Annotated in this window: 9 protein-coding genes and 1 pseudogene; 3 read left to right on the forward strand and 7 right to left on the reverse strand. The window is 66.6% G+C overall.

The features are described from left to right. Positions 1-61: 61 nt before the first annotated feature. The 3 genes from XarjCFBP7645_RS05540 (at position 62) to XarjCFBP7645_RS05550 (ending at position 7,919) form a co-directional block, all read left to right on the forward strand. Positions 62-1,303 carry an efflux RND transporter periplasmic adaptor subunit gene (locus XarjCFBP7645_RS05540; protein WP_104536490.1) on the forward strand — a complete coding sequence of 414 codons (1,242 nt, stop codon included), beginning with the start codon at positions 62-64 and terminating at the stop codon, positions 1,301-1,303. Between the two features lie 93 nt (positions 1,304-1,396). Then, positions 1,397-4,645 carry an efflux RND transporter permease subunit gene (locus XarjCFBP7645_RS05545; protein WP_181126182.1) on the forward strand — a complete coding sequence of 1,083 codons (3,249 nt, stop codon included), beginning with the start codon at positions 1,397-1,399 and terminating at the stop codon, positions 4,643-4,645. 133 nt (positions 4,646-4,778) lie between these two features. Beyond that, a complete protein-coding gene (locus XarjCFBP7645_RS05550; protein ID WP_104536492.1) occupies positions 4,779-7,919 on the forward strand; it encodes an efflux RND transporter permease subunit in 3,141 nt (1,046 codons plus the stop codon). A 1,009-nt stretch (positions 7,920-8,928) separates the two neighbouring features. Here XarjCFBP7645_RS05550 and hglS read toward each other — a convergent pair. From hglS to XarjCFBP7645_RS05590, 7 genes and pseudogenes are all read right to left on the reverse strand, one after another. Continuing rightward, a complete protein-coding gene (hglS, locus tag XarjCFBP7645_RS05560; protein ID WP_104536494.1) occupies positions 8,929-10,296 on the reverse strand; it encodes a 2-oxoadipate dioxygenase/decarboxylase HglS in 1,368 nt (455 codons plus the stop codon). 342 nt (positions 10,297-10,638) lie between these two features. Then, a pseudogene (locus XarjCFBP7645_RS05565) lies at positions 10,639-10,776 on the reverse strand (beta-ketoacyl-[acyl-carrier-protein] synthase II); the annotation flags it as partial. Positions 10,777-10,900: 124 nt separating this feature from the next. Continuing rightward, on the reverse strand, positions 10,901-11,509 hold the full coding sequence (locus tag XarjCFBP7645_RS05570; RefSeq protein ID WP_104536495.1) for a hypothetical protein: 609 nt from the start codon (positions 11,507-11,509) through the stop codon (positions 10,901-10,903). Between the two features lie 83 nt (positions 11,510-11,592). Next, positions 11,593-12,351 carry an HAD family hydrolase gene (locus tag XarjCFBP7645_RS05575; RefSeq protein WP_104536496.1) on the reverse strand — a complete coding sequence of 253 codons (759 nt, stop codon included), beginning with the start codon at positions 12,349-12,351 and terminating at the stop codon, positions 11,593-11,595. A gap of 37 nt (positions 12,352-12,388) precedes the next feature. Next, entirely contained in the window at positions 12,389-12,823 is a 435-nt protein-coding gene (locus XarjCFBP7645_RS05580; protein WP_104536497.1) for a hypothetical protein, read from the reverse strand. 253 nt (positions 12,824-13,076) lie between these two features. Continuing rightward, positions 13,077-13,439: an EF-hand domain-containing protein gene (locus tag XarjCFBP7645_RS05585; protein ID WP_104536498.1), complete on the reverse strand. Its 363-nt coding sequence runs from the start codon at positions 13,437-13,439 to the stop codon at positions 13,077-13,079. 226 nt (positions 13,440-13,665) lie between these two features. Beyond that, positions 13,666-14,043: a hypothetical protein gene (locus tag XarjCFBP7645_RS05590; RefSeq protein WP_104536499.1), complete on the reverse strand. Its 378-nt coding sequence runs from the start codon at positions 14,041-14,043 to the stop codon at positions 13,666-13,668. Positions 14,044-14,109 lie beyond the last annotated feature (66 nt).

A 14,109-nucleotide genomic window follows, 5' to 3' on the forward strand; every position in this document is an offset into this window, starting at 1 on the left:
TATGCTTCGCACAGCCGCCCCACGGTCGCACCAGCGCCCGGCCCGCCCTCAGGAGTTTCGCATGTCGCGTTTTTGGAAGATCACACTGCTGGTCGTAGCGGTGCTCGTCTTGGTGTTCGTCGCAATGCGGATGTTCGGTGGGGGCAATCACGGCAAGCGGGCGGACGCGCCGGACGGCGATGGCACCGAGAACAGCGGCCCGGTACCGGTCACGGTCGTGGCCGCCACCACCCAGGATGTGCCGGTCTACGCCAGCGCGCTGGGCACGGTGACCGCGCTCAATACCGTCACGGTCAGCCCGCAGGTCGGCGGCCAGCTAATGAGCCTGAATTTCAAGGAAGGCCAGGAGGTGAAGAAGGGCGAGCTGCTGGCGCAGATCGACCCACGCACGCTGCAGGCCAGCTATGACCAGGCGCTGGCGGCCAAGCGCCAGAACCAGGCGCTGCTGGCGACCTCGCGGGTGAACTACCAGCGCTCCAACGACCCGGCCTACAAGCAGTACGTCTCGCGCACAGACCTGGATACCCAGCGTAACCAGGTGTCGCAGTACGAGGCGGCGGTGTCGGCCAACGATGCGCAGATGCGCTCGGCGCAGGTGCAACTGCAATTCACCCGCGTGACCGCACCGATCGACGGCATCGCCGGTATCCGCGGCGTGGACGTGGGCAATATCGTCAGCGCCAGCTCCACCATCGTCACCCTGACCCAGATCCGCCCGATCTACGTGTCCTTCAACCTGCCCGAGCGCGAGTTGCAGGCGGTGCGCAGCGGCCAGGCGGCCGCCCCGCTGGACGTGGCGGCGCTGGATCGCGGCGACGCGCACGTGATCAGCGGCGACGGCAAGCTGGAGGTGATCGACAACCGCATCGCCGCCGACAGCGGCACCTTCGGTGCGCGTGCGATCTTCGCCAATACCGACAATGCGCTGTGGCCGGGCCAGTTCGTCAACGTGCGCCTGCAGCTGCGCACCATCTCCGGCGGCACCGTGGTGCCGACCCAGGCCGTGCAGCGCGGCCCGGACGGCGATTACGTCTACGTGGTCGGCAGCGACAACACCGCGCAGATGCGCACCGTGGTGCAGGGCGTGGAAGTGGACGACAGCCATGTCCAGGTCACCAAGGGACTCAAGCCGGGCGAACGCGTGGTGACCGAAGGCCAGTTCCGGCTCAAGCCGGGCAGCAAGGTCAGCGCGCTCAAGCCGGGCGAAACCCCGCCGGAGCCGACCGAGGCCGAACTCAAGGCCGCGCAGGACAAGAGCCGTGACGGTGCCGGCGGCCGACGCGGCGGCGGTGGTCCGCGCTAACTCGCGAGCACCGGCGACGGGACTTCCGTCGCCGGTGTGCCTCGGCGCTGCGCGCGCCGGCATCGATTGACGTCTTCAGCAAGGACACCCCCCGTGGGCTTTTCGACCATCTTCATCCGCCGTCCCATCGCCACCTCGTTGTTGATGGCGGGCATCCTGCTGCTGGGCATCCTGGGCTACCGGCAATTGCCGGTCTCGGCGCTGCCGGAAATCGACGCGCCCAGTCTGGTCGTCACCACCCAGTATCCCGGCGCCAACGCGACCACCATGGCCTCGCTGGTGACCACGCCGCTGGAGCGCCAGTTCGGGCAGATCTCCGGGCTGCAGATGATGACCTCCGATTCGTCGGCAGGCCTGTCCACGATCATCCTGCAGTTCTCGATGGACCGCGACATCGACATCGCCGCGCAGGATGTGCAGGCGGCGATCCGTCAGGCCACCCTGCCCTCGTCGCTGCCGTACCAACCGGTGTACAACCGCGTCAATCCGGCCGACGCGGCGATCCTGACCCTCAAGCTCACCTCCGACTCGCTGCCGCTGCGCGAGGTCAACCGCTATGCCGATGCGATCCTGGCCCAGCGCCTGTCGCAGGTACCGGGCGTGGGGCTGGTGTCGATCGCCGGCAACGTGCGGCCTGCCGTGCGCATCCAGGTCAACCCGGCACAGCTGTCGAACATGGGCCTGACCATGGAGTCGCTGCGCAGCGCGCTGACCCAGACCAATGTCAGCGCGCCCAAGGGCTCGCTCAACGGCAAGACCCAGTCCTACAGCATCGGCACCAACGACCAGCTCACCGACGCGGCGCAGTACCGCGAAACCATCATCAGCTACAGCAACGGCCGCCCGGTGCGGCTGGCCGATGTGGCCAACGTGGTCGACGGCGTGGAGAACGACCAGCTCGCCGCCTGGGCAGACAACAAGCCGGCGGTGCTGCTGGAAATCCGTCGCCAGCCCGGCGCCAACATCGTGCAGACGGTGGAACAGATCCGCAACATCCTGCCGCAGCTGCAGTCGGTGCTGCCGGCCGATGTGCATCTGGAGGTGTTCTCCGACCGTACCGAAACCATCCGCGCCTCGGTGCATGAGGTGAAGTTCACCCTGGTGCTGACCATCGCGCTGGTGGTGGCGGTGATCTTTGTCTTCCTTCGCCGGTTGTGGGCCACCATCATTCCCTCGGTGGCGGTGCCGCTGTCGCTGGCCGGTACCTTCGGGGTGATGGCGTTTGCCGGCATGTCGCTGGACAACCTGTCGCTGATGGCGCTGGTGGTGGCGACCGGGTTCGTGGTCGACGATGCGATCGTGATGATCGAAAACATCGTGCGCTACATCGAACAGGGCAAGAGCGGGCAGGAAGCGGCCGAAATCGGCGCCAAGCAGATCGGCTTCACCGTGTTGTCGCTGACCGTGTCGCTGGTGGCAGTGTTCCTGCCGCTGCTGCTGATGCCGGGCGTGACCGGGCGCCTGTTCCATGAGTTTGCGTGGGTGCTGTCGATTGCAGTGGTGATCTCGATGCTGGTGTCGCTGACGCTGACGCCGATGATGTGTGCCTACCTGCTCAAGCCCGACGCCCTGCCCGAAGGCGAGGACGCGCACGAGCGCGCCGCCGCCGCCGGCAAGACCAACCTGTGGACGCGCACCGTGGGCGCCTACGAGCGCAGCCTGGACTGGGTGCTGGCGCACCAGCCGCTGACCTTGGCGGTGGCGATCGGCGCGGTGGCGCTGACCGTGGTGCTGTATGTGGCGATCCCCAAGGGCTTGCTGCCCGAGCAGGACACCGGCCTGATCACCGGCGTGGTGCAGGCCGACCAGAACGTGGCATTCCCGCAGATGGAGCAGCGCACCCAGGCGGTCGCTGCGGCGCTGCAGAAAGACCCGGCCGTGACCGGCGTGGCCGCCTTCATCGGCGCCGGCACCATGAACCCGACCATCAACCAGGGCCAGCTGTCGATCGTGCTGAAGACGCGCGGCGACCGCGAGGGCCTGGACGAGGTGCTGCCGCGCCTGCAAAAGGCGGTGGCCGGCATTCCCGGCGTGGCGCTGTTCCTCAAGCCGGTCCAGGACGTCACCCTGGACACCCGCGTGGCCGCCACCGAATACCAGTATTCGCTGTCGGATGTGGACAGCAGCGAGCTGGCCACCTGGGCCGGGCGCATGACCGAGGCGATGCGCAAGCTGCCCGAGCTGGCCGATGTGGACAACAACCTGGCCAACCAGGGCCGTGCGCTGGAACTGAGCATCGATCGCGACAAGGCCAGCATGCTCGGCGTGCCGATGCAGACCATCGACGACACGCTGTACGACGCCTTCGGCCAACGCCAGATCTCCACGATCTTCACCGAGCTCAATCAGTACCGGGTGGTGCTGGAAGTGGCGCCGGAGTTCCGCAGCAGCACCGCATTGATGAACCAGCTGGCGGTGGCCAGCAACGGCAGCGGCGCGCTGACCGGCACCAATGCCACCAGCTTCGGCCAGCTGACCTCGTCCAACTCCTCCACCGCCACCGGCGTGGGCGCGCAGAACACCGGCATCGTGGTCGGCGCCGGCAGCATCATTCCGCTGGCCGCACTGGCCGAGGCCAAGGTCACCAACACGCCGCTGGTGGTCAGCCACCAGCAACAGCTGCCGGCGGTCACGATCTCGTTCAATCTGGCGCCGGGCCATTCGCTGTCGCAGGCGGTGGAGGCGATCGAGCAGGTGCGCCAGGATCTGAAGATCCCGACCCAGGTGCATGCGGCGTTCGTCGGCAAGGCCGCCGAATTCACCGGCAGCCAGACCGATATCGTGTGGCTGCTGCTGGCCTCGATCGTGGTGATCTACATCGTGCTGGGCGTGCTCTACGAGAGCTACATCCATCCGCTGACGATCATCTCCACGCTGCCGCCGGCCGGCGTCGGTGCGCTGCTGGCGCTGATGATGTGCGGGTTGAGCCTGTCGGTGGACGGCATCGTCGGCATCGTGCTGCTGATCGGCATCGTCAAGAAGAACGCGATCATGATGATCGACTTCGCCATCGATGCCCGCCGCGAAGGCGCCAACGCGCACGAAGCGATCCGGCGCGCCTGCCTGCTGCGCTTCCGCCCGATCATGATGACCACCGCCGCCGCGATGCTGGGCGCGCTGCCGCTGGCGCTGGGCACCGGCATCGGCTCGGAACTGCGGCGCCCGCTCGGCATCGCCATCGTCGGCGGCCTGCTGCTGTCGCAGCTGGTGACGCTGTACACCACGCCGGTGATCTACCTGTACATGGAGCGTGCCGGCGAGCGGCTGCGCGATTGGCGCGCGCGGCGTGCCGCCCGCCATGACGGCGTGCCCCCGGCCTCCAGCTCGGAGCGCCCGGCATGATGACCGATGGCGTCATCGCTGATCGGTCTGCCTGCCCACGGCACCGCCTTCCCGCACGCGCGTATGGCAACTGCGCTGGCTGTTGCCTTTCCCGATTCCCGAATCCCGAATCCCGATTCCCGGCAGTCACCCCATGAACATCTCCGCGCCCTTCATCAAGCGCCCGATCGGCACCGCGCTACTGGCGATCGGCTTGTTCGTGATCGGATTGATGTGCTACCTGCGGCTGGGTGTGGCGGCATTGCCGAACATCCAGATTCCGGTGATCTTCGTGCATGCCACGCAATCCGGCGCCGATGCCGGCACCATGGCCTCCACCGTCACCGCACCGCTGGAACGCCACCTGGGCCAGCTGCCCGGCATCGACCGCATGCGCTCCTCCAGTTCGGAGAGCAGCAGCATGGTGTTCATGGTATTTCAGAGCAATCGCGACATCGATTCGGCCGCGCAGGACGTGCAGACCGCCATCAACGCGTCGCAATCGGACCTGCCCTCCGGCCTGGGCACTCCGATGTACCAGAAGGCCAATCCGAACGACGACCCGGTCATCGCCATTGCGCTGACCTCGGACACGCAATCGGCCGATGAGCTCTACAACGTTGCCGACTCGCTGCTGGCGCAACGGCTGCGCCAGATCACCGGCATCAGTTCGGTCGATATCGCCGGCGCCTCCACGCCGGCGGTACGCGTGGACGTGGACCTGCGCGCGCTCAACGCGCTGGGCCTGACCCCGGACGATCTGCGCAACGCCGTGCGCGCGGCCAACGTCACCTCGCCGACCGGGTTCCTGTCCGACGGCAACACCACCATGGCCATCGTGGCCAACGATTCGGTGGCCAAGGCTGCCGATTTCGCCCAGCTGGCGATCTCCACCCAGTCCAACGGACGCATCGTGCGGCTGGGCGATGTGGCCACTGTCTACGACGGCCAGCAGGATGCCTATCAAGCGGCCTGGTTCGATGGCAAACCGGCGGTGGTGATGTACGCATTCACCCGCGCCGGCGCCAACATCGTCGAAACCGTGGACCAGGTAAAGGCCCAGATTCCCGAGTTGCGCGCCTATCTGCAGCCCGGCACCACATTGACGCCCTACTTCGACCGCACCCCGACCATCCGCGCCTCGCTGCACGAAGTGCAGGCCACGCTGATGATCAGCCTGGCAATGGTGATCCTGACCATGGCGCTGTTCCTGCGCCGCCTGGCACCCACGCTGATCGCGGCGGTCACCGTGCCGCTGTCGCTGGCCGGCTCGGCGCTGGTGATGTACATGCTGGGCTTCACCTTGAACAACCTCAGCCTGCTGGCGCTGGTGATCGCCATTGGCTTTGTGGTCGACGATGCGATCGTGGTGATCGAAAACATCATGCGTCATCTGGACGAAGGCATGCCGCGTCTGGATGCCGCACTGGCGGGTGCGCGCGAGATCGGCTTCACCATCGTGTCGATCACCGCCTCGCTGGTGGCGGTGTTCATTCCGATGCTGTTTGCCAGCGGCATGATCGGCGCGTTCTTCCGCGAGTTCACCGTGACCCTGGTGGCGGCGATCGTGGTGTCGATGCTGGTATCGCTGACCTTGACGCCGGCGCTGTGCAGCCGCTTTCTGTCGGCGCATACCGAGCCGGAAAAACCCGGCCGCTTCGGCGCCTGGTTGGACCGCATGCACGAGCGCATGCTCGCGGTGTACACGGTGGCGCTGGATTTCTCGCTGCGGCACGCCTTGCTGCTGTCGCTGACGCCGCTGCTGCTGATCGCCGCCACCGTCTTTCTCGGCGGCGCGGTCAAGAAGGGCTCGTTCCCTGCGCAGGACACCGGCCTGATCTGGGGCCGCGCCAATTCCAGCGCGACGGTGTCGTTTGCCGACATGGTCAGCCGCCAGCGCCGCATCACCGACATGCTGATGGCCGACCCGGCGGTGAAGACCGTCGGCGCGCGACTGGGCTCCGGCCGGCAGGGCTCCAGCGCCTCGTTCAACATCGAGTTGAAGAAGCGTGACGAAGGCCGCCGCGATACCACCGCGCAGGTGGTCGCACGGCTGAGCGCCAAGGCCGACCGCTACCCGGATCTGGATCTACGCCTGCGCGCGATCCAGGACCTGCCCAGTGACGGCGGTGGCGGCACCAGCCAGGGCGCGCAGTACCGCGTCTCGCTGCAGGGCAACGACCTGGCACAGCTGCAGGAATGGCTGCCCAAACTGCAGGCCGCGTTGAAGAAGAATCCGCGCCTGCGCGATGTCGGCACCGACGTGGACACATCGGGCTTGCGCCAGAACATCGTGATCGACCGCGCCAAGGCCGCGCGCCTGGGGATTTCGGTCGGTGCCATCGATGGCGCGCTGTATGGCGCGTTTGGCCAGCGCTCCATCTCCACCATCTATTCGGATCTCAACCAGTACAGCGTGGTGGTCAATGCGCTGCCCTCGCAGACAGCAACGCCCAAGGCGCTGGATCAGATTTTCGTACCCAACCGCGCCGGCCTGATGGTGCCGATCACTGCCGTCGCGATCCAGGTGCCGGGGCTGGCGCCGCCGCAGATCGTCCACGAAAACCAGTACACCACGATGGATTTGAGCTACAACCTCGCACCGGGCGTCAGCACCGGCGAGGCGGATCTGATCATCAAGTCCACCGTGGAAGGCTTGCGCATGCCCGACGGCATCCGTCTCAGTGGCGACGACAGCTTCAACGTGCAACTCAGCCCCAACTCGATGGGTGTGTTGCTGCTGGCCGCGGTGCTCACCGTCTACATCGTGCTGGGCATGCTCTACGAGAGCCTGATCCATCCGGTCACCATCCTGTCCACGTTGCCGGCCGCCGGCGTCGGCGCGCTGCTGGCGTTGTTCCTCACCAACACCGAATTGTCGGTGATCTCGATGATCGCGCTGGTGCTGCTGATCGGCATCGTCAAGAAGAACGCGATCATGATGATCGACTTCGCGCTAGTGGCGCAGCGCGTGCACGGCATGGATGCGCGCGCGGCCGCACGCGAAGCATCGATCGTGCGCTTCCGCCCGATCATGATGACCACGATGGTGGCGATCCTGGCCGCAGTCCCGCTGGCGGTCGGCCTGGGCGAAGGCTCCGAACTGCGCCGCCCGTTGGGCATCGCGATGATCGGCGGGCTGATCTTCTCGCAGAGCCTGACCCTGCTCAGTACCCCGGCGCTCTACGTGATCTTCTCCTGCCTGAGCGAACGCTGGAAGGCGCGTCGCGCACGTGCGCGTGCACGCCGGGCAGAGCGCGCGGCGGCACGGCGCCCGGCTGCGTCGGCGCACTGAGGCGAAGCGGCACACGCGCCGGTCTGCATGGGCCGGCGCGTGCCGGCTGGCCAGCGGCTCTGGCGCGGCATCCATGCCGCTCAAGGTCCCGCGACGGTGAGCGGGCAATGACCAGTCGAGATCATCGGTATGCACAGTTAAGAACAGCAAGAGCACCACCGACCGACTCTCTGGTGCGGTGTCCTCGCCGCTTGCGGGACCCTTGGCGGCATGGATGCCGCCAAGGAGCCTCCACGGACGGATTCACGGCGTGTCCCGCAAGCGGTGAGGGCACCGCGCACTCGACTTACCGAGCTTTTGACTTAAGCATCGGATCGCGCCTAAACGCCGCCACTGTTGCAAGTCCCGATTGCTTTGGGGGTCGTGCTCCGAGGGCCTGGTCAGCGCGGATCGATCAGTTGCAGAGCGGATGATCTGCGGCTTGGCTGCAGGGCCCTTGCCCGCCCACCATCGCAGGACACGCCGCAAGTACGTCCTTGTAGGCTCTGGCGCGGCATCCATGCCGCCCAAGGTCCCGCGACGGTGAGCGGGCAATGACCCGTCGAGATCATCGGTATGCACAGTTAAGAGCAGCAAGAGCAGTGCGTGATGTGCGTTGTTCGATACTGATGCGCCGGCTCGACGCCCATACATGTTCGACAAGCGGCTTTTCACCCAACCACCGACCGACTCTCGGGTGCGGTGTCCTCGCCGGTTGCGGGACCCTTGGCGGCATGGATGCCGCCAAGGAGCCTCCACGGACGGATTCACGGCATGTCCCGCAAGCGGTGAGGGCACCGCGCACTCGACTCACTGGGCTTTTGAGCTGAGCCCAGGCGCTTGACCGCGTCCAGACGCCGAGACGAGCAAAGATCTCGGTTGCTGTCTTTGTCCTGCTGTCCGGAGTACGCGCCATCCGGATCAGCAGCGGCGCACATTCGTGCAATGTGCACCGCGCGATCACGACACGCCATGCGCGACAGGGCCGGCAGATCGCAGGCGTGCAAATGCACGCGCCGCGCCGTGACCGCTACACCAGCAACGCCTGCAGCGACGCCCGCTCCAGCTGCGCATACAACGCGCACTCATCGTGCACCTGCGCACCCAGCGCCTGTTCGAAGCTGCGCTTGCTCGAATGGGCGGCGTAGGCGCGTTGTTCGGCGCCACCGAGATTGGACTGGAAGATGCCGGCCGCACTCACCGGCAAGAAATCTTCATAGATGATCGGATCGGCACTGAGCAGACCGAGCACAATGGCGGTTTCTGCCGGCATTGCCGCCACCTGCGCAGGGTCGGCACGTCCAGCCTCGGTCAGCGCGTAGCGGAAATAGCCCAGGCCTTCCTGACGCAGCACGGCTTCGTCGTCGGGAAACGCCACGAACGCGGTCTGCAGCCGCGTCGCGTAATCGGTACCGGTGCTGCCCGCGCCATCGCTGTCGCGCGCCTGCGCCAGTAGCGCGTCGTACAGCGCGCGGCCCTTGGGGGTCAGCGCGAGCCCGCGTTGTTCGATCTCGCCGAAGCGCGCGGTATGCGTACCGTGCTCGGCCTGCCCGCTGTCGCCGACAAAACGCACCGGCTCCTCCAGAGCCTTGAAGCTGGTCTGGCGCAATAGGATCGGCACACGTCGACGCGGCGGCCCTTCGATCACCGCCTTGGCATCGATACCGGCGCGCTGCATCTGCGCCTGCGCCGCGTCGATATCCAGCGTGCGTGGCGTCAGGTGATTGATATGCGGGCCGTGGAAGCTCACAACGTCGGCAATCAACTTGTGCGCCTCGCTCAGCGCGCGGTAGGTCGGCAGCGACACCGTGGCATCGCCGTGCCAGCGGAAGGTTTCCAGCGCCTCGGCCACGAACTGCTGCGCCTGCGCCGCCTCCAGCCCGCCGTGACGCTCGTGCTGCTCGATCAGGTCCAACGCGGCGGCGGTGAAGATCTGCCGCTGCTCCAGGATCTGCGCCGCCTGCGCGCGCAGCGTGGCGTCTTCGATCAATTCTAGCCGCAGCAACGAGGTGAACACGCGGAACGGATTGGCCGACAGCGCCGCCTCGTCGATCGGGCGGAACGCGGTGGAATGCACCGGCACACCGGCCACCGATAAATCGTAATACCCCACAGGATGCATGCCCATCACCGCAAACAGCCGCCGCAGCGTGGCCAGTTCCTGCGCCGTGCCGACCCGGATCGCGCCATGCCGTTCCAGGTCCAGCCGCGCGCGCTCGTCGTTGCGCTGCAGGCGTGCGGCCAGGGCGGGATCGGCGCTCAGGGTGTCGGCATTGACCTGCGCCACCAGCGTCATCAGGTCGCCGTACAACGGCACCTCGGCGCGATACATGTCCGACATCGCCTGCGCGAACAGGCTGCGGATGTGATCGGGGGAGACAAACACGGTATCGCGCATGGGCTGGTCTTGGCAGTGCCGGCCAACGCCGGCGTTGCGGCATTCTCGCCGACCGCGCCCTGCGGCGACCAGCTGCACGGCAGCATGCCGGCGCCTGTGTTGCCGCGCAGACAGGCGCGCAGCCTGTTGGTCACCTCACGTCTTGCCACTGCGCAGGTTCCCACCAGGCATAAACCGCACGCAGTGGCGGCGGGCAAGCCGTGGCGAGCAGTCGTCGGCTGGATGCGGCTGGCGGGCAAGCTTGGAACCACAGCGCACGGCGTGGTCCATGCCGGTCCTAACGCCGGCTGCGTCCGTGTGGCCGGGAGCGCAGTCATCTTGTGCGTCCTCCGAGGATGGCTACAAGCGAGAGAGGCCGCCAGCCTCGCCCAGGCTCAGGCCGACCCGGCGCGCATCGAACGGCTGGCACAGTTCCGGTGCCACGACCTGCAGCGAGTTGAAGCCGAATAGCACGCTGCCGCACCGGTAGCCGACACCACCTTGAGCCGGCAGCCGCCGGATGTGCGTGGACGGCGCGCAGGAGACGCAGCGTACGAGTGGTATACGCCGGTTCCGAGTACCGCCGCACCCGCCTGGCGGCTACGCAGTCGGTTTGCTAGCCGCTCTAAAGTCCGGCCTGCGCCGCCGCCTCGGCCGCCTCGCTGGCCTGGCGCGCGGCTTCCAGCCGTTGCGCGTGATCGCCGAGCTGGCGGCGCAGGAGCGCATCCAGGGTGATCGGACGTTCCCAGCGGTCGTAACTGGCGACGATGGCGTGCCGCAGCGCGCGCAGATGCACGGTCTCCGGGGTGACCGACAGCCGCGTGATCACGCCCTCCCAGCCGTCATGATGGTCGCGGCTGTAGGCGCGCACCGTGTCGCGGCAGGACAACTGCAGCGTCTGCGCCCAGAAACAGGCGAAATAGATGTCGCCGGCGTGCCAGCCATGCACCTGCAACAGCGCCTGCACATAGCCGCGCGGGGTGCCGGTGTAACGCGCAACTTCGTCGATGAAACTGTCCGGGTAGCGCTGCGCGTAGCTGCCCATGTCGGCCAGATGCTGGTCCACCCAGGCATCGCCGGTGCCCGGCGTCACCACGGGCGCAGCAGCGGCGGGCGCGGACCCGGGCGCGGGCGGCGTCTGCGCAATTGCCAGCATCGGCAGCAGCAGCGCGGTCAGCAGCAGGGATCGCAACAGCGAAGTAAGCAGCGAAGGCATGCGCCGATGATGCCGCATGCCCGCGTCGGTGTCAGGCCGACCGCAGCGTGCCGGCCAACTGCATCTGCAGATCCAGGTCGCGGCGCTGGCCGCGACGAAGGTCAGCTTGGCGCGTGCCGCCGGGCCAATGCATCCAGCGCATGCACCGCCGCCGGCCAGCCGGCGGCATCGGGCACTTCGCGCATGCGCGGCTCGTCGGCGGCCACGCCGTGCTCCTGCTCGTGCGCCCAGGTCACCGCGTACGGGGTGTAGATCCCCCAACCGCCGATGGCCAGCACCGGCTCCACGTCCGAGCGCAACGAATTGCCGATCATCACAAAGCGCTGCGCCGGCAGGTCGAATTCGCCCAGCACGCGCGCATAGGTCTGGGGATCCTTTTCGGACACCACCTCCACGCGCGGAAACAGATCGGCCAGACCGGATTGCTCGATCTTCTGCTCCTGATGGAACAGGTCGCCCTTGGTGATCAGCACCACCGCATAATCGGCAGCAATCGCGCCGACCGCCTCGCGCACCCCGGCAATCACTTCCACCGGATGCTGCAGCGTGGCGCGGCCGATCTCGACGATGCGCTGGATGTCGCGTGCGGCAATGCGCGCCTGCGTCAGTTCGATCGCCGTCTCGATCATCGACAGCGTCATGCCCTTGGCGCCGTAACCGAACACCTTGAGATTGCGCCGCTCCACCGCCAGCAGGTGCTGCTGCATGCGGCTATCGGCCAGATCCAGGTAACCGGCCAGGATCGCTTCGAAATCCGCTTCGGCACTGCGGTAATAGTCCTCGCTTTTCCAGAGGGTATCGTCGCCGTCGAAGCCGACCAGTTGGATCGCCTGGCCGTCGCGCTGTGCAGAAGAGGTCATCGCGCCAGTTTAGCAGCGCACTGGAGCGCTGCTGCGATCAATCCCCTGCAGCATCGCCCGGACCGGGCTGGTAGCTGGCGAATTCGTCGCGCGACAGGCGCCCATCGCCATTGTTGTCGAAGCCGGCAAAATTCTCGCGCAGGACAGGGTCGGCGCCGGCTTCGGCCATGGTCAATGAGCCGTCGGCGTCGCTGTCCAGGCTACGGAATGTGCGAGGCGCCAATGTGCCGGCCTGCGGCGCCAGCGCCGCCTCCGCACCGCCTTTGGCAGCCGATGGCGCTGCAGCATCGGCCGGCAGCAAGGGTTTAGTGGCAGGCGGTGGCGGGTCGATCGACGACGGCGCCATTGCCGGTGCTGCCGGCCCTGCGGTGGAAGTCCCACGCGGTGGGTTGGCTGGCGGCAACTCCGGTGGCGCCGCGAGCGCCCACAGTGGACTCGACAGGCCAATCAGCACGGCGATACGCAACAACATGACGGCGTGCCGAAACGATGGAGTCGTGACTTTAGCGCGGCGCACGTAAAAAAAACGGGAGCGACCCTGGCAGATCGCTCCCGCATGTCCATCCTGTTGCGTGGTGATGCGTTTGCTTACCGATGCCGGACATCCGCAGGGATGCCACTGGTCAAACGACAACGCCTACTCAAACGACTGCTGTTGCAGAAGCTGCCTACTGATGTCGAAAAACACGTCAGCAAACCAACTCACTACCTTGCGACCTACTACCTCAGTTGCCTTGCGATCCACTTCCCGCTGCGCCGCCCTGCTGCTTGGCGACAAACGCCTTGTATTCATCAGGGGTCAGCTTGCCGTTCTTGTCGGAATCTGCGTCATTGAAGATCTGCGCAAGCCCGGCGTTGACCTGGGCTTCCTGTGTGCTGATGGCACCGTCGCTATCGGTGTCGACACTCGCCCAGGTCTGGCCGCCGCCGGATTGCGCAGGCTGTGCCGCCGTGGTGGCAGCACTGCCCGACTGGGCCGACGTCGCGGCGGCATCCTGTGGCGCGCTCTGTGCCATGGCCGGCAGCGCCAGGGCGGCGGCAAGGGCGGCGGTGGCGGCGAGCAGCGAGGTGCGGTTGCGATTCTTCATTTGGGTGGTCTCCTTGGCTTGGGAATGCGCGGTTGTCGCCGCACATGACCCCACCTTACCCAGCCCGAATGAACGTAAAACCCGCCGCAATTTCGCGCAAAACGTCCTCTTAACCACCGGCCGGATGTTTGCGCCTAGCCATCTGTTAGCCATCGGTGAGCCAAACAGAAGCACCTCATTCAATGCATCGGAATATGCGAACCACGCCGCGTTTTAGCGTGTGGACTCACGCATTCGGCGTCTCGTCATCCCAGCTTCCGGAACTGAACAGTTTCCAACCTGTTACCACACCGGCGATCGCCCCGGCCACTTCCAGCACCACGCGCGACCCCAGTTCGTTGGGATCGTGGATCTTGGCCAGCGCCAGACGCGCATAGAGCGGCGACTCCAGCCGCACGATGCTGGTGTAGACGAGATTCCAGATGTCGTAACCACCGCCGATGGCGACCGCGAGCAGACAGGCGATGCCCAGCGTATGCCCGTGGGTGAAGTGCAGACGCCGGCCGATGTGCTCCACCGCAGCGAAGACCAGCACGCCCAGCACCAACGCGATCAGGCCGGCCTCCAGCGAGCCGAGCAGACCGAAGTGCAGGGGCAGATTCATCGTCGGGATCCAGGTGGCAGGCGCATCAGTCTAGCGGTTGCGGGCGATGGATCCGCGCCGGAGCCG

The sequence above is a fragment of the Xanthomonas arboricola genome (assembly GCF_002940665.1).
Classification (GTDB): domain Bacteria; phylum Pseudomonadota; class Gammaproteobacteria; order Xanthomonadales; family Xanthomonadaceae; genus Xanthomonas; species Xanthomonas arboricola_B.

Excerpts from the sequence above, each read along its gene's own strand:
- XarjCFBP7645_RS05540 (WP_104536490.1), top strand. The coding sequence starts at position 62 with ATGTCGCGTTTTTGGAAGATCACACTGCTGGTCGTAGCGGTGCTCGTC.
- XarjCFBP7645_RS05550 (WP_104536492.1), top strand. The coding sequence starts at position 4,779 with ATGAACATCTCCGCGCCCTTCATCAAGCGCCCGATCGGCACCGCGCTA.
- hglS (WP_104536494.1), bottom strand. The coding sequence starts at position 10,296 with ATGCGCGATACCGTGTTTGTCTCCCCCGATCACATCCGCAGCCTGTTC.
- XarjCFBP7645_RS05570 (WP_104536495.1), bottom strand. The coding sequence starts at position 11,509 with ATGCGGCATCATCGGCGCATGCCTTCGCTGCTTACTTCGCTGTTGCGA.
- XarjCFBP7645_RS05575 (WP_104536496.1), bottom strand. The coding sequence starts at position 12,351 with ATGACCTCTTCTGCACAGCGCGACGGCCAGGCGATCCAACTGGTCGGC.
- XarjCFBP7645_RS05580 (WP_104536497.1), bottom strand. The coding sequence starts at position 12,823 with ATGTTGTTGCGTATCGCCGTGCTGATTGGCCTGTCGAGTCCACTGTGG.
- XarjCFBP7645_RS05585 (WP_104536498.1), bottom strand. The coding sequence starts at position 13,439 with ATGAAGAATCGCAACCGCACCTCGCTGCTCGCCGCCACCGCCGCCCTT.
- XarjCFBP7645_RS05590 (WP_104536499.1), bottom strand. The coding sequence starts at position 14,043 with ATGAATCTGCCCCTGCACTTCGGTCTGCTCGGCTCGCTGGAGGCCGGC.